Source organism: Streptomyces sp. NPDC048462 (assembly GCF_043200175.1).
In the GTDB taxonomy this organism is placed as follows: domain Bacteria; phylum Actinomycetota; class Actinomycetes; order Streptomycetales; family Streptomycetaceae; genus Streptomyces.
In genome coordinates this window covers 191,497-214,058 of record NZ_JBICXG010000004.1, presented here as the reverse complement: position 1 = coordinate 214,058, position 22,562 = coordinate 191,497, and the positions used below count along the sequence as shown (strand labels likewise).

Genomic DNA, 22,562 nt, shown 5'->3' with positions numbered 1-22,562 from the left:
AGGAACCTCCATCCGACCGGACCGGAACACGCCCGCGCATCGTTACCCCGCCGCAAAACCCCACCCGACATCGGCGCTCGGACCACCGTCCCGTTCGATGTCGCGAAGCGCCTCCAGTGTGGCCTCGGCCTGGTCTCCGTACGGGGTCACGACGCCCGTGGTCTCCCCGTCCCCGCCGTGCAGGTCGATCAGGGCCCGGGAGATGAGGGGGCCCGCGGGCCACCAGCCCTTGCTCGGGCCCGTGAGATGGACATGGGCGAGTTCGTGGAGCCCGTCGGTGTCGATGAGGACGATCTCCGGGTCCTCAGGGCTCCTGGGGCTCCGTACGACGGGTCCGGCCTGGAGCACACCGCCGTAGGCCAGGCCGTTCACGAGCCCCATCACGGCACGGCCGAACCGGTTCCGGGTCACCAGAGTCGTACAGGCGGGGTGTGTCCGTGCCGTCGCCGGGTCGGTGATTCCGCAGTGCTGGAACACGTCCGGAACCAGCCAGCGCCGAATGTCAGGGCGCCTCTTGTCCTTCAGCGGCCGGGGGACGACCGGACCCAGCTGCATGAAGACGGGTCGGCCGGCGCCGCACCGGAACCGGCGACGAACGCGTCCTTCCCCTGCTCTTCCGAGCCAAGCGGGCACTGATCATCGGTGACCCCATGCAGCTCGGACACATCCCCGGCATCACGGCGCAGCAGGAACGGCAGGCGCGGGTGCGGGCCGGGCTCAGCGCCGCACAGCTGGAGGACCACCGGCTCGCCTACCACGTGTACGCGTCGTACCACGCGGCCGCACAGCACGGTGAGTCAGCGCTGCTGCTCGACGAGCACTACCGCTGCCATCCAGCCATCGCGGACATCGTCAACGGCTACTGCTACGCGGGACAGTTGCAGGTCCTCACTGACGTCCGCAGGCAGGTACCGGCTTCCGATCCGTTCGGCAGGAACGACCCGGCACCGGTGCTGGGGTGGGCGGACGTGCCCCACGGTGAGTCGGCGCGGGGTGGCAGCGGCCAGTCATGGCGCAACGCGGCGGAGGCGGGGCGGGTGCGGGAGACGGTGGACGAGCTACTGCTGCGGCTTCCGCCGGATGCGACGGTCGGTGTTGTCACGCCTTTCCGGGCCCAGAAGGAAGCGCTCGCCCGCTTCTGGCCGGACAACGAGCGGGTCAGGGTGGGAACCGTGCACGCCTTTCAGGGCGGGCAGCGCGATGTCATGGTCCTGAGCCCGGTAGCAACCGACAACACCCCTCCGCTTACGGCGCATTGGGTGGCGAGTCAGGTCAATCTGTGGAACGTTGCCGTCACCCGGGCGAAGTCTCAGCTGATCACCGTGGGCAGTCACGCGTTCTGGCAGGAACAGGCAGGGCTGCCCGCATTGCTCGCCGAGCGGTCGGCGGTGCTGCGCACGGACGCGTACGCCGGCCAGGACACCGCGGTCAGGGCGGAGAGGGTCTCCGGCGTGCGCGAAGAACTCGCGGACCGGCTCCAGGAGTACCTGGGGGAACGCGGGATCACCGATCTGGAACGTGCGGCCGTCGTCGGTGGGCAGACCGTGGATCTGCTGTTCACCGTGGACGGCACGAACACCGCTGTGCTGATCGATCCTGGCCCCCGCAACAACCAGGATCCGGCCCGGCACCTGCGGCTGACCCACGCACGGGCCGATCTATTGACCGGGCTTCCGTCCGGTGGTGCCGGGGCGAAGGCCGGGCCGGTAACCCGGACTGTCCGGGTCCCGGCATGGCGGATCCTGGCCGGCGAGGCAGTGTTGGAGCCACTGTTCAGCTGATGCGTCGGGTAGCCGAACAGGGGCAGAGGGGCGCCGTCATTCCCGCAGGCTCCGCACGACGTAGGTCATGTGCTGGACGTTGCCGACGCGAAGCCAGACGGAGGCATTGCCGGTGCCCTTAGTTCCGTAGCCGCACGCGCAGTCCCTCAGCCAGCTCTCGCCTGCACCGGCCACCGCGCCCCGGAAGTCAGGCAGTTCAAGCAGCTGGCGGGCCGCCGCCCGGTTCACGGCGGTCCGGTCCTCGCCTCGCGCAAGTACTTTGGCGAGGACGAACGACTCGGCGGTGGTGTAGCGAAGCACGCCCCAGGCGGGGCCGCCCCCGCCCGCGGACGGCTCGCGTGCGATGACCCGGGCGGATTGGATGCCGTAGTCGCCGAAGCTGAGCCACGGGACATAGCCGCGGGCGGCGGCGGTCAGCTCACGCCAGACGAGCCAGTCCGTGCGAGGTTCGGCCCGCAATCCTTCCTCCAGCATTTTCGCGGTCACGGACGGGAACCCACCGCTCAGAAAGGCTGCGGTCCTCCAGGGCGTCAGGGGCATCAGCGCATCGAACGCACGCAGTGCCTCCTTTCCTGCATCGGGGCGATCGCCCAGGACCGCACCCAGGTCGAGGAGGAGATCCGCCTCGTCGGCAGGGTCCAGGCGGGCGAGCAGGGCGCGAACAGCGTGGGCTGCGTGATCGTCCCACTCGCCCGGCAGTGCCACCCGTATGCCGACGCCGCTCCCGCTGCGCCGCGCAGCCTCCAGCGCGGCTGTCTGCTGGAACTCAGGACGGTCGGGCCCGGTGACCGGACGCAGTGCGCTCAGCTCACCGAGGTCGGCCAGCACGGACATGAAGACCCGCAGTTGGACCTCCCCTGCGAAGGGGGTATCGATCCAGGCCGGATGATGGCGCTGCACTCTGCTCACAGCATGCGCTTCGCGCCGTGTGTGTGCGACGAGTACGTCGCGAACCGACCCATGACGCGGCGGAAGGTTCCAGAGCGGCACCACCGATCCCTGAACACCCGGACTCAACTGCCGGTACGCCGCGATGGCATGCGGCGCCGCCGACAGGACGGGAACGTACGACGGTCCGGACATGACGGCTCCCCCTTGGCTGTGCCCGTGCCCTGGCTCCCCTTCTTCAGGGTCTACCCCGTCGGCATTTCACGGAATGACGCCTTTTCGGCCTGGCTGGCTGGACTACGCCAGCGGCCTGCTCACCAAGATCGGCTACTCGGATGGCACGCCCGACGCCACCCTCGGCTACGACGGGGCGGGGCGCATGACCGGCTCCAACACCCTCACAAGCAGGCACCCGGCCGGGTAGATCTCCCCCGCCACTATCGGATGCGCCACCTGCGCCTGCGACCAGGACGCCAGAGGTGACCAGGTCGCCACGCTCGAGGGCGGCGCGGTCACCCAGCCGCGCCCAGTGGGACCCCGACGCCCCCGGACTGCCTCGCAGCCAGAGCGCAAAGATAACGTCCCATTTACCCAGATATAGCCAGTTCGGGACTTAGTGCCGACCCTTCGGTAATCATCCCCATGCCCCCGCGGCTTCATCGAGGACACCTCCGGTGTCAGCGCTCACGGTTAGGATTCACGAGGTCTGCGACCTGGTCGGGCCGGCGGTGGAACGGCACGGGTGCCCGGGAGCGGACACCCACTCGGCACGGAATCAAAGGGCGGGGACAGCACATGCGGGAAGGCCGGTGGACCACGGTCACCGAGTCCGAGTTCGACCATGAGCACCGCGGTCTGGAAGCCATCCGGGAGAAGCTGCCGGACTCCGACCCCTGGCGGGCCTGGTCGAATTTCACCTTCACCGCGAACACCGGACACGTCCGCGAGGTCGATCTGCTCGTCGTCGCCCCCGGCGGCGTATGCATGATCGAGCTGAAGGACTGGCACGGCTCCGTGACCAGCGAGAACGGCACCTGGATCCAGACCACCCCCGGCGGTCATCGTCGTCCCCACGGAAATCCCCTCCACCTGGTCAACAAGAAGGCGAAGGAGCTGGCCACGCTGCTCGGCCAGAACGGCAGGCGGGTGTGGGTGGGCGAGGCGGTCTGCTTCACCGACGGCGGCCTGCGGGTCCGGCTGCCGGCGCACGACCAGAACGGTGTCCATACCGTCGCCGAGCTGGTGGCCATGCTCCAGCAGCCGCCGCGCGACGAAAGACGCCGGATCACGGCTATCGACTCGCGCGAAATCAAGACAGCACTCGACCGGATCGGCATCCGGCGCAGCGAAGCCGAATACAAGGTCGGCCCCTACCAGCTCGAGCGGAAGTCCTTCGATTCCGGTCCGACATGGGCCGACTACCGGGCCGGCCACACAGAACTGCCGGAGATCGCCCGCGTCCGTGTCTACTTGAGCGAGCGCGGCTCGGACGCCACCCTCCGGCGTTCGGTGGAGAACGCCGCCCGTCGCGAGGCAGCGGTACTCCAGCGGTTCCGCCACCCCGGAGTCGTGGGGCTGAAGCAGTACTTCCCGTCCGGGCACTCCGCAGGGCCGGCTCTGATCTTCGACTACCACCCGCACACCCTCCGCCTCGACGAGTACCTGCTCCAGCACGGCAAGAAGCTCGACATCCTCGGCCGGATGGCACTCGTCCGCCAGCTCGCCGAGACGATGCGGTCCGCGCACTCCAGCCGGATCCACCACCGGGCGCTGGCCGCCCGCTCCGTTCATGTCATCCCGCGGGACCGCGGCCGCCAGGGGCACGCCGTCGGCGAGGACGCCGCCTGGCTCACCCCCCGCCTGGAGATCTCGGACTGGCAGATCGCCACGCAGCGCGGCTCCGGCTCCGGCTCGAGTGGTGGCACAGGCCAGGGCATGACCCGCTTCGCGCCCACAGCCCTGTCGGCGATGCACCTGTCCGAAGGTTCCGACCCCTATCTCGCCCCCGAGCTGACCGCTCTCAGCGCCGACCCCGTCTACCTGGACGTGTACGGTCTCGGAGTCCTCACCTATCTGCTGGTCACGGGCAAGGCTCCGGCGGCGAGCCAGGCCGAGCTGCTCGCACGCCTGGAGGCGGGTGAGGGCCTGCGTCCCAGTTCCCTCGTGGACGGGATGTCCCCGGACATCGACGAACTGGTGCAGGCGGCCACCGCATACCGGCCGGGTCAGCGCCTGTCCTCGGTGGACGAGTTCCTGGAGATGCTGGAGCTGGTCGAGGACGGCCTGACGGCGCCGACGTCCGCACCTGTCGAAGCCGAAGCTGAAGTGGAGACCCCCGAGAAGGACCCGCTGGAGGCCGTGGCGGGTGACGTGCTCGGCAGTCGCTGGGAAGTCCGCCGCCGTCTCGGCACCGGGTCCACCAGCCGGGCGTTCCTCGTACGCGACCTGGAGGCGGAGGCGCGCAGGACACGCCCGCTGGCGGTGCTCAAGGTGGGTCTCTCGGACAGCCGCGGCAACGTGCTGGTCCAAGAGGCCGAGGTGATGGGCCGGCTGCGCCCGGACTCCCGGGTGATCCGGCTCGTCGAGCCGGAGCCGCTGCGCATCGCCGGCCGCACCGTCCTTGTCCTGGAGTACGTCGGCGACGAACGCGAGGCCTCCGACGACGCTGCCGAGGCCGCCGAGACCGGCACCCGCACCCGGCCCCGTCGCCGCGAGGAGACGGTCGCACGCCAGCTCCGCGAGCGGGGCCGGCTCCAGATGGACCAGCTGGAGGCATACGGCGACTACCTGTTCGGCGCCGTCGACTTCCTGGAGGGCGAGAGCGTCTGGCACCGCGACATCAAGCCGGACAACATCGCCATCCGCATCCGCCCCAACCGCACCCGCGAGCTGGTCCTGATCGACTTCTCGCTGGCGGGCTACCCGGCGAAGGAGTACGAGGCCGGTACTGAGGGGTATCTCGACCCGTTCATCGGCACCCTGACCCGTACCGCGTACGACTCGCACGCCGAGCGGTACGCCGTCGCGGTCACTCTGCACCAGATGGCCTCCGGCGAGCTGCCCAAGTGGGGCGACGGTACCGTGCTGCCGCGGATGACGGACCAGAAGGAAGTCCCGCACGCGGCCGTCGCCGCCGACGCCTTCGAACCCGCCGTGCGGGACGGCCTGGTGGCCTTCTTCCAGAAAGCCCTGCACCGGGACGCGTCCAAGCGTTTCCCCGAGCTCAAGCCGATGCGGGACGCCTGGCGGAAGATCTTCCTCGACGCCTCCCAGACGGTGCCGTCCAGCCACCGCTCCCGCCACCCCGAGCCGGTCGTCGAGCAGACCCCGGCCGGCGGCGGGCCCGTCATCGCGGATGCCGAACCCCTCACCGCCGACCAGCAGCGCGACAAGCTGGCCGCGGCGGTCACCCGGGACACGCACCTGTCGTCCGCGGGCCTCACCCCGGCCGCCGAGTCCTTCCTGTACGGACTTGGCATCACCACCGTCGGCGGCCTCCTCGACTACAGCCGCAGCAAGCTCCTCAACGCCCCCGGCCTCGGCACCAAGACCCGCACCGAGGTGCAGCGCCGTCAGCGCCAGTGGGGCAGGCTGCTGAGCGAGGCGCCCCTCTCCCCGCTGACCCCGAAGGGCCGGGCCGAAGCCAAGGAAGAGCTCGCTCAGCTCACTGTGACCGAGTCGGCAGTGCTCGGCGCACTCGCCGCGAGCGAGGGCGCGGGCGGCCTGACAGGGCACGCACTGCGTTCGGTCAGCCTGGACACCCTCGCCACGATCTTCGTGCCGGAGCTGAACAACAACCGCTCCAACAGCAACAAGGTCGAGATGGTCCGGCTCCTTCTCCGGCTGCCCGACGAGCGCGGCGAACTGCCCGACATCGGCGTCTGGCCCAAACAGAAGGACGTGGCGGAGGCCCTCCATCTGTCGGCGGGACGTATCCCGCAGATGCTGAAGGAGGAGCGAAAGCGCTGGAAGAAGCTCCCGGCGGTGAAGGCTCTGCGCGAGGAGATCATGGACCTCCTCGCGGGGCTCGGCCGCGTCGCCTCCGCCGTCGAGATCGCCGACGCCCTCGCCGTGCGGCGCGGTACGCAGCTCTCCGAGCGTGAACAGCGTCGCGCACTGGCACTGGCAGCGGTACGGGCCGTGGTGGAGGTGGAGCAACTCGAGCCGGAGGAGGCCGAGTTCCAGCACCATCCCAACCGCAGGGCCACGGAGGACTCGCTTGCCGCGGGCCTGCTCGCCCTGGACGTCCGGGACGGCGACGCCCCGGACACCCCGACGGCACCGGGCCTGCTCGACTACGCGATGCGCCTGGGCAGGACGGCCGACCGGCTCACCCGCCAGGGGACCCTGCCGACCGCGACCACGGTCCTGAACGAAATGGGCGCGCTCACCCCGCCGCCCGGCCTGGTGGAATGGGACGAACGGCGCCTCGTCGAACTGGCCGCCGCCGCCTCGGCGAACGCGGCGGCCACACCGCGCCTGGAGATCTACCCCCGCGACCTGCCCCTGGTACGGGCCCTCCGGCTCACCCAGGCCGGCCTGGTCCGACTGATCCCGGGCGTGCCGGAGGCCCGTCAGCCGGGCCTCACGGGTGAGGACATCCACGAGCTCGTACGAGCCCGCTTCCCGGAGCTCGTCATCCCGGACGGCCGGGGCGGCTCGGCCCACGAGCTGCCGACCGGCGGCCCCCTGACCAAGGCCCTGCGCGACGCCGGCTTCGAACTCACCCTGTCCACACGCGAGGACACCAAGACCCTGCGCTACCTGCCCACGCGGATGGACAGCGCGTCCAGCTACCTGACGAGCGGCGCCTGGCGCCAGACCACCGACACCGGCGCGGTGACCCGGTATTCGGACGACCCACTCCTCGCGGACGCGGTCCGCGCCGACGAGCGACTCATCTCCTCCGCGCGGCAGGACGGTTACCGGGTCCTGACCGTGCACCACGGCCGTACGGTCGACGCGGTACGGGAACTCACCGCCGCCCGGATCGGCGCCCAGCCGGTCTCGGTGACCGAACTCTTCCTGGAGTCCATGCACTCCCTCGTCCCGCCGGCCACCAAGCCGACCTGGGAGACCCTGCTGAAGGCGGATGTCGCCGAACCGGGCTCGCGGGGCGCGCTGAAGTTCGCCGAGTACGCGACGACGGCCTGGGGCACGGTGGAGCCGCGCGTGCGGGAGCTCCTGAAGCCGGAAGCGGGAAGGGGGCCGGTCCTCCTGACGGAGGCGGGCGTGTTCGCCCGGTACGACGCGATGGGTGTCCTGGACCGGCTGGGCGAGGCGGCGCGGCAGGGCGGGCGGGGGCTGTGGCTGCTGGCACCGCAGCCGGACCCGGCGCGGGAGCCTCGGCTGGGGTCCGTGGCCGTGGCGTACCAGGCCGGCCTGGGCGAATGGATCGAACTTCCCGACTCGTGGGTGAAGAACGCCCACCGGTCAGGTGCAGTGCAGCTGGATGGAACCGAGGGAGACAACAAGTGATCGACCGCAAAGCCCTGTTGAACGACCTGAAGCAACAGGTCAAAGCGGTTGAGACGGACCTCGGCAAGCAGGTGAAGGCGGTCGCGGAGGTCGGCGCGCGACTGAAGGGCGAGTACGAGCGGGCGCGGAAGCTGGGCCGTACGGCGGCGACGTGGAACACGTGGCTGGACGAGCGCGTCACGCAGGTCGCGGTGGCGTGGGTGCTGGGGTCGGTGTTCGTCCGCTTCACCGAGGACAACGGTCTGATCCCGGAGCCGTACCTGACGGCTCCGGAGCCGGACCGCCGGGACCTGGCGCTGGCGCGGTACGAGGACTACCTGTCGACGTCGGAGGACCCGACGTACCGGGGCTGGCTTGAGCACGCCTTCGAGGAGCTGGGTGCGGGACAGGCGGGGCGGCTGCTGTTCGACCAGCGGCACAACCCGTTGTACCAGATTCCGCTGTCGCACGACGGTGCACGGGAGTTGGTCGACTTCTGGCGTGAGCGGGACGATGCGGGTGTGCTCGTCCACGACTTCACGGATGTGCTGGAGGAGGACGGCGACGGTACGGAGGGCTGGGACACCCGGTTCCTGGGTGACCTGTACCAGGACCTGAGCGAGGCGGCCCGGAAGACGTACGCGCTGCTCCAGACCCCGGAGTTCGTGGAGGAGTTCATCCTCGACCGGACGATGGACCCGGCGGTACGGGAGTTCGGCTACGAGGGCCTGAAGATGATCGACCCGACGTGTGGGTCGGGGCACTTCGTGCTGGGGGCGTTTCGGAGGCTGGTGCGGCTGTGGGGGGACGGGCAGCCGGGGCGCGATCTGCACGAGCGGGTGCGGGCGGCGTTGGACTCGGTGCACGGGGTGGACCTGAACCCGTTCGCGGTGGCTATTGCGCGGTTCCGGTTGCTGGTGGCGGCGATGGCTGCGAGTGGGGTTCGGACGCTGCGGGAGGCCGCGACGTATGAGTGGCCGATTCACCTGGCGGTGGGCGACTCGCTGATCAAGCACCGGCACAAGCAGGGGAATCTGTTCGACGACTTGGAGGAAGAGGGCGCGGACGAGCTCGCGGACTTCAAGTACGAGACGGAGGATGTGCACGAGCACCCTGGGATTTTGGAGCCGGGGCGGTATCACGTGGTGGTGGGAAACCCGCCGTACATCACGGTGAAGGACAAGAAGCTCAACGAGCTCTATCGGGGGCTGTACGAAGCGTGCACAGGGAAGTACGCGTTGTCCGTGCCGTTCGCCCAGCGGTTCTTCGAGCTGGTCAAGGCGGGCGAGGCCGAGAGCGGACGTGGGTACGGACTGGTTGGCCAGATCACGGCAAACTCGTTCATGAAGCGGGAGTTCGGAACAAGGCTCATCGAGGCGTACTTTGGCCATGAGGTGGAGCTGACCGAGGTCATTGACACATCGGGGGCCTACATTCCCGGGCATGGCACACCGACTGTCATCCTCGTGGGTAAGCGGCGCGGGGGGAATCGGCGCTCCGAAACGATTCGAACGGTGCGTAGCGTCCAGGGTGAGCCGTCGGCGCCGGAGCACCCCGAGAATGGACACGTTTGGCGCGCAATCGTCGAGCAGATTGATGACCCAGGATCCGCTAGCCAGTGGGTTTCCGTGGGCGACTTGGGACGCACACGATACTTCGGAAAACAGCCCTGGGTGTTGGCAGACGGTGGTCTGGAATTGAACGAGACAATTCAATCTGGATCAGACGCCAGTCTCGCCTCCATGTTGCCCCGCGAAATCGGGTTCGCGAGCTTCCCTGGTCAAGATGATGCCTTCATTTCCACGGCTGACGCTCTGCGACGTCAACGCGTACCTGCCCCGCTCTCAAAGACTTTCATTACCGGGGAGGTTGTTCGCGACTGGGTAACCGCCTCCTACGAGAGCGCTTTGGTTCCCTACGACGACGCTCGCGAACCACTTCCATACGACGAGCAGGCATCATGGGCGCGCGTTCTCTGGCCGGCACGTAGTTGCCTTCGCTCGACCAAGGACTTCGACGGGAAGAGCCAGGAGGAGCGAGGGAAGCCATGGTGGACTTGGTATCGCTGGGTACCAAACCGCTACGAGACACCGCTTTCGCTCATTTTTGCATCAGTTTCTACACACCCCCACTTTAGCCTCGACCGAGGTGGCAACGTCTTTAACCGCCACGCACCAGTGATCAAGCTCCGCAAGGAGGCAAGTGAGGCGGACCATCTGCGGCTGCTTGGGCTACTCAACAGCTCCACTGCCGGGTTCTGGCTCAAGCAAGTGAGCCAGTCCAAGGGCAACGGTGGAATCGGCGGCGGCATCTCCGACGAGTTTTGGGAGCACCGATTCGAGTTCACCGGCACCAAGTTGGAGGAATTCCCCCTACCTACCGCGTATCCCACCCCTCTTGGCACCGCTCTGGATACGCTCGCGAAAGGGCTTGCTGATGCCAGCCCTTTCGCGGTGGCAGCCGAAGCCACCCCCAAGACGACGAGCCTCCATGGAGCCAGTGCCACCTGGTGCTCCACCCGTGCCCGGATGGTCGCTCTTCAGGAGGAACTCGACTGGCAGGTGTACTCGCTCTACAACTTGCACGCCGAGGACCTGCGCGCCTCCGAGGACCCCAACTCGCCCGACATCCCTGAACTGGCCCTCGGTGAGCGCGCCTTCGAGATCGTGCTTGCCCGCCGCGTTGCCGCACGTGAAGCCAGCGACGAGTGGTTCAAGCGGCACGGGTCCACGCCCATCACCGAGATCCCCGCCCGCTGGCCTGCCGCTTACCGCGCCATCGTCCAGAAGCGGATTGATGCCATCGAGTCGTCCCGTGCCATCGGCATGATCGAGCGGCCCGAGTACAAGCGACGCTGGGCCACCGAGGGATGGGACGCCCTCCAGGACAAGGCCCTTCGGGCCTGGCTGCTCGACCGGATCGAGGACCGGGCGCACTGGTTCGACGAGAACGGCATGCCCGCCCTCATCACGCTCTCCCGGCTCACGGACAACCTCTCCCGCGACGACGACTTCGTCTCCGTTGCCAAGATCTACGCGCCCCGCAAGGAACTGCCCGCCGTCGTCGCCGAGCTGATGACCGACGAGCACGTACCGTTCCTCTCCGCCCTCCGCTACAAGCCCGCCGGGCTGAAGAAGCGCGCCGACTGGGAACACGTCTGGGACCTCCAGCGCCAGGAAGACGCCGCCGAGGACGAGCCGGCCAAGCGGAAGATCCGGGACACCATTCCCGTACCACCGAAGTACACCTCGGCCGACTTCCTGCGCCCCTCCTTCTGGCGAGCGCGCGGCAAGCTGGACGTGCCCAAGGAGCGGTTCATCTCGTACGGACAGACCAACGCGGCCACGCCCGACCTGTATGGCTGGGCCGGCTGGGATCACCGGGAGCAGGCGTACGCGCTCGACACGTACATTGCCACCCATGAGGCGCTGACCGACGAAGAGGTCACGCCCTTCCTGGCGGGGCTGCTGGAACTCCAGCCGTGGCTGGACCAGTGGCACAACGAGTCCGACCCGGTCTTCGCCCCGACCCCGGCCAAGTTCTTCGAGGGCGACCGGCAGATGGAACAGGGCAGGCACGGCCTCACGGACGACGACTTGCGCGCCTGGCGCCCGGCTGCCGCCACCCGAGGACGTCGTACGACGAAGAAGTAGCCCCCCGAGTACGCCGACGGCCCCCACGATCTGGACCGATCGCGGGGGCCGTTGCTGTCCGTTCAGACGCTCAGGCGCCCGTCCCTGACCGCCTCGACAAATGAAGACCACCCACCAGCCTGGAACACGAGCGCCGGACCGAGAGGGTTCTTACTGTCCCGCACCGGGACAACGGAGGCGAAGTCGTCAGAGACCTCGACACACGCACCACCGTCCTGGTTGCTGTGGCTGCTCTTGCGCCAGGCTGCGGCGCTCAGGTCGATGGATCGCACGGCAGTTCCTCCAACATGCACAGGACGAATTTCTGCGACTCGGCCGGAGAAAGCGCCAGGTCACGCATCGCATCGTACGCACGTTGCATGCGCTCCACCGCGAGGTTTCCCTCGAAGAGCTCGCCTCCATATCCATGCTCCGTGTATGCAACGGTACGGCCGTCCGTCAGCCGCAGGAACCAGACGTCCGTGCTCGACAAGCCATGCAACCCCGCGCCCTGCGGCAGCACTTGAAGGGTCAGATTCGGCCGTTCGGCAACCTTGGCCAAGTACTCAAGCTGCTCCCGCCATTCCGCCGCATCCCGCAGTGCCGTCCGCAAGGCCGCCTCCGACAGGATCGTCCGGAACGGCGGTGCGCCCTCCCCCTCAAGTAGGTCTTGGCGCCCCATCCGCGCGTCCACCTGCCGCGTCAGGTCGTCCCCGCTGAACCCACCCGCAGCCAACAACTCGCGCGCATAGCCGCGCGTCTGCAACAACCCCGGCAGCACACTCACCGCGAAGTGCCACAGACTCACCGCCTCCGCCTCCAGCGCCATGTACCGCCGGTACCGCTCCCGGAACTGCGACTTGTCCCCCGCCGCAAGCTCCCACAGCGCCAGCAACAACCCCGGCGTCCCGTAATGCGTGTCGAGTGCCTGGACGACCTCCGGGCTACCGAGCGTCTCGCCCTTCTCCATCTTCCCGAACAACGACCAGTCCCAGCCCAGCCGGTCACCAAGCTGCCGCAGGCTCGTCCCGCTGCCCGTCCGGAGTATCCGCAGCTCCTCCGCGAACCGTTGGCGTGGCTCCTGGCTTCGGCCACTGATCACTCGACGCTGCGGCATGGCGCTCCCCTCCGAGGCGTTCGCGCGGGCGGGTGTGGAAGGTGTGGAACCACCGCCGTGCTGCGGGGAGCCCATCCCCATTCCACGGCGTAGGCACCGACATCCGGACGCATCCTCGTAATACCCGGACTACGCAGAGTAATTCACCGCATGTCACCGGGTCAGGGAAACAACGGAAGCCCACGAGGAGACAGCACCCATGACGAAGCAGCAGCGACCGGTCGGCAGCCCGACCACTGACGCCACCTCCCTCAAGATCAAGGAGGCCCTGGACGCCCGCGACGCACTCGCCTCCGCCCTCACCCAGGCGGGCGTCCAGCTCCCCGCCATGGACATCCGTACCCCCTGGGGCGAAGACCGCGAGGGCGAGGCCCGGTACGCGCTCGTCCACCTCGGAGTCTGCTCCGCGCCCGTCGCCCACGCACTCGCCACTGTGATCATGAACGGGATCGCCCGGTGAAGGACGAGGCGATCCCCGCCATCGGGGAGGCCGTCCGTGACACCTCCCGCGACCGCGTGGGACGTGTCATGACCCACCACGGACCGTACTGCCGGCTCCGACCACTCGGCGGCGGGCGGGAATGGGACGCGGACCCGAGTCACCTGCGGCCCATGAGCCAGGACGAGCTGCTGAGCGCACTCCTCGCCGAGGTCAACGCACGCAGCAGACAGGGCCGCTGAGCCACCGCACACGGCGTGCGGAGTCCGGAATCCCCCTCCACGTGATCCACACACTGACCTAGGATGTCGAGGATCATCGCGGCCCGCCGGGCTTCCGCTCCGCTTCAGCGGACATTCAGAGGACATGCCCCCACCCGCACGAGCTACTTCGTGCTGCCTGGGGGCATTTCTTGCTGTTCCGTGAGTCCGCGGCGTCCGTGGCCGCCCGCATCCTCGAAGGGTCGCTGGCGCTGCATCTGATCGAGAACTTCGTCCACCAGCACGGCCGCCGCCCCGGAGCCTCCGAAGTGCGGTCCTGGGAGCGCAGCATCCCCGCCCTCACCAACGCGCTGGTCGAAGCGGGTCTCGGTGACGTCGAGGTGATGCTGGAGTACTCCTTGCCCCTGACCAGCAAGCGCGCGGACGCCATAATCGCCGGGGGGCATCCGACGACCGGCGAACCGTCCTACGTGGTCGTGGAACTCAAGCAGTGGAGCGCGGCCTACCCGGAGGAGGACGAGCCGCTGCTGTGCCGCATCGACGCGTACGCGCAGCCGGTGCTCAACCCCATCGAGCAGGTCCGGGGCTACTGCGAGTATCTGCTGTCGTTCAACGGGGCACTGGAGCGGATGCCGAAGTCCCTTGCCGGAGTGGCGTTCCTCCACAACGCGACCGAGTCCAGGATCGCCGGGCTGCGAGAAGTCACGGAGGACCAGCAGGGCCGGATGTACACCGGGGAGCAGCGCGGCGCATTCCTCGACTTCCTGCGCTCTCGGCTCGCCCCGAAGCCCGGCGCTGAGGCGGCCGATGCGCTGCTCCAGGGCAAGGTGCGGCCGTCGAAGCAGCTGATGGCTGTCGCGGCGGCGGAGATCCGCGACAGGGAGCAGTTCGTGCTCGTCGCGGAGCAGCGGCTCGCGTACGAGATGGTGCTGTCCGCCGTGCGCAAGGCCAAGCGGTCCAACCACAAGCAGGTGATCGTGGTGACCGGGGGGCCCGGATCCGGGAAGAGCGTGATCGCTCTGTCGCTCCTCGGAGAGCTGTACCGGCGCGGGGAGACCGCCCTGCACGCGACCGGTTCGCAGTCGTTCACCAAGACGATGCGCAAGGTCGCCGGGGCCCGGAAGCCCGAAGTGCAGCGGCTGTTCAAGTACTTCAACAGCTTCATGGAGGCCGAGCCGAACGACCTCGACGTCCTGATCTGCGACGAGGCGCACCGGCTTCGGCTGACCTCCGCCAACCGCTACACCAAGGCCGCGCTGCGCACCGACCGCCCGCAGGTGGCGGAGCTGATCGACGCGGCCAGGGTGCCGGTGTTCCTGCTCGACCAGCACCAGGTGGTGCGGCCCGGCGAGATGGGGACCAAGGAGGAGATCGAGCGGGCCGCCGCCGAGCAGGGGGTGGACTGCGCTGTCGTGGAGCTGGGCGGTCAGTTCCGCTGCGGCGGCAGCGACGCGTACGTGAAGTGGGTCGCCGACCTTCTCGGCCTGGAGGGCGGCGACCCGGCCCTCTGGGAGCCGGACGGCAAGGTACGGCTGCTGACTGCCGACGGTCCCCAGGAGCTCGAGGACTTCCTCGTCGCACGCCGTAAGGAGGACGGCTACAGCGCGCGCATGTCGGCCGGCTACTGCTGGAAGTGGACGACGAAGGTCACCCCCGACTTGCCGTCGCTGCCCGCCGATGTCGTCATCGGTGAGTGGGCGCGGCCGTGGAACCTGTACGGCGACCGGTCGGTGCTCGGGGCGCCGCCGGCTCCCCTGTGGGCCACCGATCCGGCCGGTTTCGGCCAGGTCGGCTGCGTCTACACGGCGCAGGGTTTCGAGTACGACTGGTCGGGCGTGATCATCGGACCCGACCTGGTGTGGCGCACGGACCGCTGGGTGGTGAACCGGAGCGCGTCGAAGGATCCGTCCTTCACCAAGGCGACCCCGGACGCCCACGTCGACAGGCTCATCCGCAACACCTACAAGGTGCTGCTCACTCGGGGCATGGTCGGCACGGTCATCTACTCGACCGATCCTGAGACGCGGGACAAACTGCGCGCCCTCGTTCACCCGGCCTCGGGCGTCGATGCGGAAGCCGCCATGGTGTGACGTCCGGTGTCTGAAAAGGGTCATCCGATGTCAGACCGACGCCATACGATCGTGAGCCAGAACACCAGTCCCGCCGGAGAGTGAGATCGTCAATGGCCCAGCAGCCGCCCCTGCTCCGCGATGTCATCGACATCAAGGAGTCCATCTCCACTTCGGACTTCGTGCTCCAGCTCTCGGAGGCGACGACTCCCGAGGGCGCCGAGCACGCGCTCCGCGACTACGTGGTGACCGAGCGGCTGCTGGAGAACTTCGACGAGGCACTCGGCCTGATCCGGTCCGCGCTCGACGGACGGACGTCCAAGGCGGCGTACCTGCACGGCTCGTTCGGTTCCGGTAAGTCGCACTTCATGGCGGTGCTGCACGCCCTGCTCAGCGGCAGCCCGGCGGCCCGGGCCCGCGAGGACCTCGACCCCGTACTGACGAAGCACGAGTGGCTCGGCACGGACGGGAAGAAATTCCTGCTCGTGCCGTACCACATGCTCGGGGCGAAGGTGCTGGAGCAGCGGGTGCTCGGCGGGTACGTGACCCACGTCAAGAAGCTGCACCCGGAGGCTCCGACGCCGCAGGTGTACCGGACGGACGCCCTCTTCGACGACATCCGGGCGATGCGGGCCAGCATGGGCGACGGGCCCGTCATCACGGGCCTGACCTCGGTGGACGAGTCCGAGGCCGTGGCGGCCGAGGACGATGGCGACGAGTGGGGCGAGTCCCTCACCTGGACGTGGACGCCGGACCTCCTCGACACCGCGCTCGCCGCCGAGGAGGTGCACGAGGCGGGTCAGGCACTCAACCTCGTCCGCCCGTCCACGCCGCCCGAGCTGCGGGCGCGGCTGGTGCGCGACGCGAGTACGAATCTGCTGCCCGGCTTCGCGAAGAACGCCGCCGAGAACGAGCACGGGTTCATCTCGCTCGACGCCGGTCTCTCCGTGATCGCCGAGCACGCCAAGGGGCTCGGCTACGACGGGCTGGTCCTCTTCCTGGACGAGCTGATCCTGTGGCTGGCCACGCTGATCCACGAGGAGAAGTTCGTGGCCCGCGAGGCCAGCAAGATCACGAACTTCGTGGAGGGCGGCGACGCCCGTCGCGCCATCCCGGTGGTCTCCTTCATCGCCCGCCAGCGCGATCTGCGCGAGCTGGTCGGCGAGGAGGTGTCCGGAGCGGCGGAGTCCTCCATCCAGGACACGCTCAATCTGGCCTCGGGCCGGTTCGACAAGATCACGCTCGAGGACCGCAACCTTCCCCTGATCGCGCATGCCCGTCTGCTCCAGCCCAAGGACGGCGAGGCAGCTGCCCTGGTCAGGGCGGAGTTCGACAAGACCCGTAAGGTCCGCCAAGAGGTGTGGGACACCCTCCTCGGCTCCGACCGCGGCGCGGACGGCATCGGGGCCGACGAGGAGAGCTTCCGGCTGACGTACCCGTTCTCCCCGGCGTTCATGGACACCCTCGTCCATGTGTCCTCGGCACTCCAGCGCAACCGGACCGGTATGAAGCTGATGGGTCAGCTTCTCGCCAATCACCGAGCCGAGCTGCGCCTGGGCGACCTGATCCCGGTCGGCGACCTGTACCCGTTGATCACGGCCGGCGGCGACAAGCCCTTCACCAACAGCCTGAAGGTGGTCTTCGAGGCCGCGGACAAGCTCTACCGGACCAAGCTGCGCCCGTACCTCCTCCTCACGCACAACGTGTCGGAGGAGGACATCGAGCAGTACACCAACCGTCCCGACAGCCTCACCGACCAGGAACTGCGCGGCCGGGTCAAGCTGTTCGTCGGCGACAACCGCATCGTCGGCACGCTGCTGCTGTCCGCGCTCGCGCCCAGTGTGCCCGCTCTCTCCGACCTGACCATCCGACGGCTGTCCGCCCTCAACTACGGCTCGGTGGTCGCCCCGATCCCCGGCCGCGAGTACGGCATCCTGAAGAACAAGGTGGCCGAGTGGGCGGGCCGCTTCCCCGAGATCAAGGAGACCGGCACCGACAGCAATCCGGGTGTCCGTCTCGAACTCTCCGGGGTCGACGTGGACTCGGTCATCGCCAACGCCAACGTCAACGACAACCCGGGCAGCCGCAGCGCCCTCGCCAAGCGGCTGCTCGCCGAGGAGCTCGGCATCACGCAAGGCCAGTTGATCGACGAGCTGAACTTCGTCTGGCGGGGCACGGACCGCAGTGTCGAGGTGATCTTCGGCAACGTCGCGGACGAGGACGAGCTGGCGGATCACGACCTGATGCCGCAGCTGGACGGTCGCTGGCGGATCGCGATCGACCTGCCCTTCGACGAGAGCGAGTACGGGCCGGTCGAGGACGCCAACCGGATGCGGCGGCTCCGCGAGAAGCAGGGCGAGCCGTCGCGTACCGTCGCCTGGCTGCCCACCCACCTCTCCAGCCAGCGGTACGCCGACTTCCGTCGGCTGGTCGTGATCGACAAGGCGCTCGCGGACGAACAGCGGTTCAACGGTCAGTACGCGGTCCATCTGAACCCCGACAACCGGGCCAGTGCCAAGGGGCTGCTCGAAACCCAGCGGGAGTCCCTGCTCAAGAACGTCAAGGCCGCCTTCAAGCAGGCCTACGGGCTCGCCGACAAGAAGGCGACCGACGTGGAGCTGGGGTTCGGCGACCACCTGGAGTCACTGCGTGCGGTCGACGGGCTGACGCTCTCCTTCGGCCAGTCGCTGCGCGACGGGATCCGGCACATCGCGGGCAAGCTGCTCGCGAGCCAGTACCCGGACCACCCGGACCTCGACCCCGACGGCAACGGCACCGTCGTCAAGCCGGCCGACGCCAAGAAGGTGTTCGGACACGTCCAGGCAGCCTCCGAGGCCCGTGACGGGCGGGCCGAGGTCCCGGCCGCCGACCGGAACCTGATGCGGCGGGTGGCCGGCCAGCTGCGGCTCGGCCAGCAGAAGGAAGCCTATTTCGAGGTGTCGCGCTACTGGGCGGACCACTTCCAGAAGCTCGCCCGCGAACAGGGGGTGACCGGGGACCTCAGTCTGATCACACTCACCGACTGGACGGACCGGCCGAATCCGCGCGGACTGCCGGCCTTCCTCTCCCGGCTCGTGGTGGCCTCGTTCGCCGAGATGGACGACCGGGTGTGGGTGCGGGCGGGCATTCCTCTCGACCCTGCGCCCGGACTCCACGAAATCAAGGACCAGGATGCGCTGCGCAGCCAGCCGCTGCCGTCGGAGGAGGTCTGGGAGGCTGCCCGCCGGCGTTTCACGACGGTGTTCGGTGTACCCGCGCCGGCGCTGCGACGCGGCCGCATGGTGAACCAGCTCGCCCGCCAGATCGCCAAGGAAGCCGGGGCCTACCGGGAAGAGGCTCGCCAGCTCGTGACCGAGCTGGAGCGGCATGCCGCCTTCCTTCAGCTGGACGAGACCGTGGAGGCCGGCCGGCTCGCCATCGCACGCCGGGCCGTCGATCTTCTGGACGTCCTCACGCGCTCGGCCGGCCAGGGTGCCGCAGGTGCGAAGAAGACGGTGGAGGCGCTGGCCGCCTTCGACTTCGGCGGCGTCAGCGCGGACCGCTTCGGGACCTCGGTCAAGCAGGCCGGGGCGGTGGCCCGGGCGCTGGACTCGGCATCGTGGACCACCCTCGACCTGGCCACCGCCGAGGGCCCCGAGGGCGCGGCACTGCTCGAGTCCCTGCGCAATGCCGCCCGCAGCGACCAGCGGACCAACGACCTCAAGGACGCTTTGGCCCGCACTCAGCGCGAGGTCCTCGCGCTGGTCAAGCGGAACCGGGCGACGGTCACCCCGCCGCCCCCGCCTGTTCCTCCTGCACCCGGTCCGGGTGACGTGCCGCTGGATACGCCCTCCCGCCATCCGCGGGTGCCGGAGGAGGGGTCCTCGTCCTCGACCAGCTCCGCCGAGGGGGCCACCAGTACCGGCCGAGTGCGGCGTTCGGGCGGAAGCCGTACACCTGCGGTGCAAGCCGTGGCCGAACTTCAGTCACAGCTCGCAGAGTTGGCGGCACAGGAGCCCGGTGCCACCATCGAGATCACCTGGCGGGCAGTCGAGGCATGAGCGCGGTGACGACCAGCACGGTCGCGGTGCGGTTGAACCTCGCGACGATCACCCAGTACCTGTCCGCCCAGTCGTCCCTCGCCGATGCTCTCGTGGGCCGGGGCAAGCGCAGAGCCGTCCTGTTGCGTTCCGCACCGCAGTGGGACGGTCCGGCCCAACCGGTCTGGGGCGACGGGCAGTCCGCCCGCGTCGTGGCAGCGCTGTCCCCACTCGCCGTGCACGAGCTGCTGCTCGACCATCTCGCGGACCGGGCCACAGGCCCTGCCGTACTCGTGGTCCTCACCGATCGCGAGCAGAACGAACTGGACCCGGCGATCCTGGCCCGTTCCCACAAGCAGCGCATCGACGCGGTGGACAGCTGGGACGTGGTCCGGGACGCGTTCGGCGCTCATCAGGTCGACCCCCGGCTCAAAGAGGACAACTGGGCTGCTGAGGCGCTCCTCGACGCCGCTCCGCCCAAGCGCTGGCCCCGTCTGGCGGGCGGCATGCTCTCGCGGCGCACGGCGCTCTCCGCCCTGTCGCTGCGCCGGCTTCGGCTCGGCCCGTACGAGGACGAATCGGCGGCGCAGGATCACACCGCGGCGGCCGGCAGCCTGGACACGCATACGCTGCTCGACTGGTCGCTGACTCCCGGCCGCCCCGAGAGGTTTCTTGAGCTGCGGGCCCCCGAGCGCTCGGGGCTCGCGGAGTTCCTCAGTGAGGAGGATCAGGCCGGGCTCGCCGGGCGGGCGCTCCTCGCCCTCGTCGAGGCGGAACACGGGGCCGACGCGGCCGCGTTCGGCCTGGTGTGCGCGGCCCTGTGGTGTCATGCCTCGGCGAATGCGTCCACGTACACGGCACGCGGTCGCGCGGAGCGCTGGTTCGGGGAGCGGCGACCGGCTGAAGGCGAACAGTTCGACACCCTCGCAGCCGCATTCGGGCGGGCGGCGGAGGAATACGTCGTCGGGCTCCTGGCCCGGACCGCCAGGGGCGGTGGCGACGGAGCGGACGAAGCCCGCGAGGCCCGGAGGATCACCGACACCGTCCTGGAGCGCGCCTCGGCACTGATCCGACAGTTCGGCGCGGAATCAGCGGCCCAGGAGAGCCCGGTGCTGCCGGCGGGCCTGGATGCCAGGTTCACCTCCGTGGGGCGGGCGCTCTCGGCCGGCCGGGCGGAACCGCTCGCTGCCGCGGTCCGTGCCCTGGGCGAGCACCGGCGTGGGGACGGGCCGGACGTACGAGCGCGCGTCGAGCGCACACGCATGGCCCAGCGGCTGGCCCAGTGGCTGGCCAGCGAACCGGCCGTCGACGCTCCCTCGGTCTACGCCGCCATACAGCGCCATCTCGCCGACACCGGGTGGGTGGACCGCGCCCTTGAACACATCGAGGCCGGCGGGGATCCCGATGCTGTGTTGAAGGCCGCATACGACGTGCTCGTCGCTCGTGTACGCGCACGGCGGCAGGAGATCGACCGCGACTTCGCCCGCGCTCTCGCGATCTGGACGGCCGCGGGTACCGAGCCCGGTGCGATGCTGACGGTGGAGACCTTCCTGGAGCGCACCGTGAAGCCGGTCGTCCAGAGCGCCGCCGACCGGAGGATCCTCCTCCTCGTACTGGACGGCATGAGTGCGGCCATAGCCACCGAACTGGGCGAGGAACTACGAGCGTCCTGGGCCGAGTTCGATCCCATGGACGAAGGTGCCCCACGTCGCCGCGCCATGGCCGCGGCCCTGCCGACGCTGACCGCGGTCTCCCGTACGTCACTTTTCGCTGGAAGGCTGATGCAGGGGTCGCAGAAGGACGAGGCCCAGCTGTTCCCCGGCCTGGCACTCTGGCGCGGTGCGCCCGCCGCCGTGTTCCACAAGGACGACCTGCGGGCGGAGAGCGCGGGGGCGACCTTCGGGCCCGCGCTCACCGAAGCGCTCATGGACGGCCGTACGCACGTGGCAGTCGTCCTCAACGCCATCGACGACCGGCTCGCCAAGGAGCAGAAGCTCGGCGACGGCGCCTGGCAGGCCGAGCACGTTCCCGCTCTCCTGGACCTGCTGCGCGTCGCCGCCGGGCAGGGCATGGCTGTACTGGTCACCAGTGACCACGGGCATGTGGTGGACCGGCACGGCGTGAAGGTCGACACCGAGTCGCCGCAGTCGGCCCGCCACCGGGCCGAGGGCGGCAGGATGGCGGCAGCCGAGGTCGAGTTGCGCGGGCACCGGGTGGTCGCGCCGGAGCCCGGCGGGTCGATCGTCGCGCTGTGGGATGCCGATTCCAGGTACACGGCCCGGAAGGCCGGCTATCACGGCGGGGCATCCCTTGCGGAGTTCACCATTCCGGTCCTTGCCTTTCTGCCGTTCGGAGCCACCCCTCCTCCGACCTGGCGGGAGCTGGGGGATCAGCGTCCGACCTGGTGGCTCCTCGACGAGCAGACACCCCGTCCGGTCGTGGCGGCCACACCCGAACCGGCTCCTGCGCAGAAGCGGCAGAACCGCCAGCAGCCGAAGAAGGAACAGGCTGACCTGGCCAGGACGCACGACTCGTTGTTCGATGTCGCCCTGGTGCCCGCGGGTGAGGGTGAGGAAGCACTCGTGAAGAAGGCACTGGTGGATCCCGACGACGCTCTCGTCGAGGCCCTCTTCGCAGCCGAGGCGTTCCAGGGACAGATCGGCCTGCTGGCACGGAAGCCGCCGATGGACAAGGTGGACCGCGCGATCCGGGCCCTGGTCGATGCGGGGGGCACCCTTCCCGTCACGGCCCTGGCCCAGCGCGTCGAGTACCCGGCCACCCGGGCGGACGGCTTCGCCGCCATCCTGCGGCAGTTGCTCAACTACGACGGCGTGCAGGTCCTGGAGACGCTTCCGGACGGTCGGACGATCCGTCTCGATCTCTCCTTGCTGCGCGACCAGTTCGATCTCAGCTGACAGAGCGGTGAGAGCCGCACCTCA

General features: G+C 69.1%; 12 protein-coding genes and 1 pseudogene. 9 read left to right on the top strand and 4 right to left on the bottom strand.

The annotated features are described in order from the left end of the window. Window positions 1-42 precede the first annotated feature (42 nt). Window positions 43-555, bottom strand: coding sequence for a hypothetical protein (locus tag ACGFU6_RS09455; RefSeq protein WP_393609324.1), 513 nt, complete (start codon window positions 553-555; stop codon window positions 43-45). Between the two features lie 44 nt (window positions 556-599). On the opposite strand from ACGFU6_RS09455, the pseudogene ACGFU6_RS09450 reads away from it, so the two are divergent. Further along, a pseudogene (locus tag ACGFU6_RS09450) lies at window positions 600-1,781 on the top strand (DEAD/DEAH box helicase); the annotation flags it as partial. Window positions 1,782-1,817: 36 nt separating this feature from the next. Here ACGFU6_RS09450 and ACGFU6_RS09445 read toward each other — a convergent pair. Then, entirely contained in the window at window positions 1,818-2,864 is a 1,047-nt protein-coding gene (locus ACGFU6_RS09445; protein WP_393609322.1) for a beta family protein, read from the bottom strand. Between the two features lie 73 nt (window positions 2,865-2,937). Here ACGFU6_RS09445 and ACGFU6_RS09440 point away from each other — a divergent pair, with 73 nt between their 5' ends. The 3 genes from ACGFU6_RS09440 (at window position 2,938) to pglX (ending at window position 11,779) form a co-directional block, all read left to right on the top strand. Continuing rightward, window positions 2,938-3,093 (top strand): hypothetical protein, encoded by a 156-nt coding sequence (locus ACGFU6_RS09440; RefSeq protein WP_393609320.1) that lies wholly within the window; start codon window positions 2,938-2,940, stop codon window positions 3,091-3,093. Between the two features lie 371 nt (window positions 3,094-3,464). Then, window positions 3,465-8,147, top strand: coding sequence for a BREX system serine/threonine kinase PglW (gene pglW, locus ACGFU6_RS09435; RefSeq protein WP_393609319.1), 4,683 nt, complete (start codon window positions 3,465-3,467; stop codon window positions 8,145-8,147). After that, a complete protein-coding gene (pglX, locus tag ACGFU6_RS09430; RefSeq protein WP_393609317.1) occupies window positions 8,144-11,779 on the top strand; it encodes a BREX-2 system adenine-specific DNA-methyltransferase PglX in 3,636 nt (1,211 codons plus the stop codon). The genes pglW and pglX overlap by 4 nt, the downstream gene beginning before the upstream one ends. Window positions 11,780-11,841: 62 nt before the next feature. Here the strand turns inward: pglX and ACGFU6_RS09425 are convergent, their stop codons facing one another. Together ACGFU6_RS09425 and ACGFU6_RS09420 are read right to left on the bottom strand one after the other, a co-directional pair. Then, window positions 11,842-12,051 carry a DUF397 domain-containing protein gene (locus tag ACGFU6_RS09425; protein WP_393609315.1) on the bottom strand — a complete coding sequence of 70 codons (210 nt, stop codon included), beginning with the start codon at window positions 12,049-12,051 and terminating at the stop codon, window positions 11,842-11,844. Further along, window positions 12,033-12,875, bottom strand: coding sequence for a helix-turn-helix domain-containing protein (locus ACGFU6_RS09420; protein ID WP_393609313.1), 843 nt, complete (start codon window positions 12,873-12,875; stop codon window positions 12,033-12,035). The genes ACGFU6_RS09425 and ACGFU6_RS09420 overlap by 19 nt, the downstream gene beginning before the upstream one ends. 199 nt (window positions 12,876-13,074) lie before the next feature. Here ACGFU6_RS09420 and ACGFU6_RS09415 point away from each other — a divergent pair, with 199 nt between their 5' ends. From ACGFU6_RS09415 to pglZ, 5 genes are all read left to right on the top strand, one after another. After that, window positions 13,075-13,335 carry a hypothetical protein gene (locus ACGFU6_RS09415; RefSeq protein WP_393609312.1) on the top strand — a complete coding sequence of 87 codons (261 nt, stop codon included), beginning with the start codon at window positions 13,075-13,077 and terminating at the stop codon, window positions 13,333-13,335. After that, window positions 13,332-13,556, top strand: coding sequence for a hypothetical protein (locus ACGFU6_RS09410; RefSeq protein WP_393609310.1), 225 nt, complete (start codon window positions 13,332-13,334; stop codon window positions 13,554-13,556). The genes ACGFU6_RS09415 and ACGFU6_RS09410 overlap by 4 nt, the downstream gene beginning before the upstream one ends. A gap of 170 nt (window positions 13,557-13,726) precedes the next feature. After that, entirely contained in the window at window positions 13,727-15,625 is a 1,899-nt protein-coding gene (locus ACGFU6_RS09405) for a DNA/RNA helicase domain-containing protein (protein WP_393609309.1), read from the top strand. Between the two features lie 92 nt (window positions 15,626-15,717). After that, window positions 15,718-19,644 (top strand): phage resistance protein, encoded by a 3,927-nt coding sequence (locus tag ACGFU6_RS09400; RefSeq protein WP_393609308.1) that lies wholly within the window; start codon window positions 15,718-15,720, stop codon window positions 19,642-19,644. Next, on the top strand, window positions 19,641-22,538 hold the full coding sequence (pglZ, locus tag ACGFU6_RS09395) for a BREX-2 system phosphatase PglZ (RefSeq protein ID WP_393609306.1): 2,898 nt from the start codon (window positions 19,641-19,643) through the stop codon (window positions 22,536-22,538). Before ACGFU6_RS09400 ends, pglZ begins: the two co-directional genes overlap by 4 nt. Window positions 22,539-22,562: the final 24 nt, after the last annotated feature.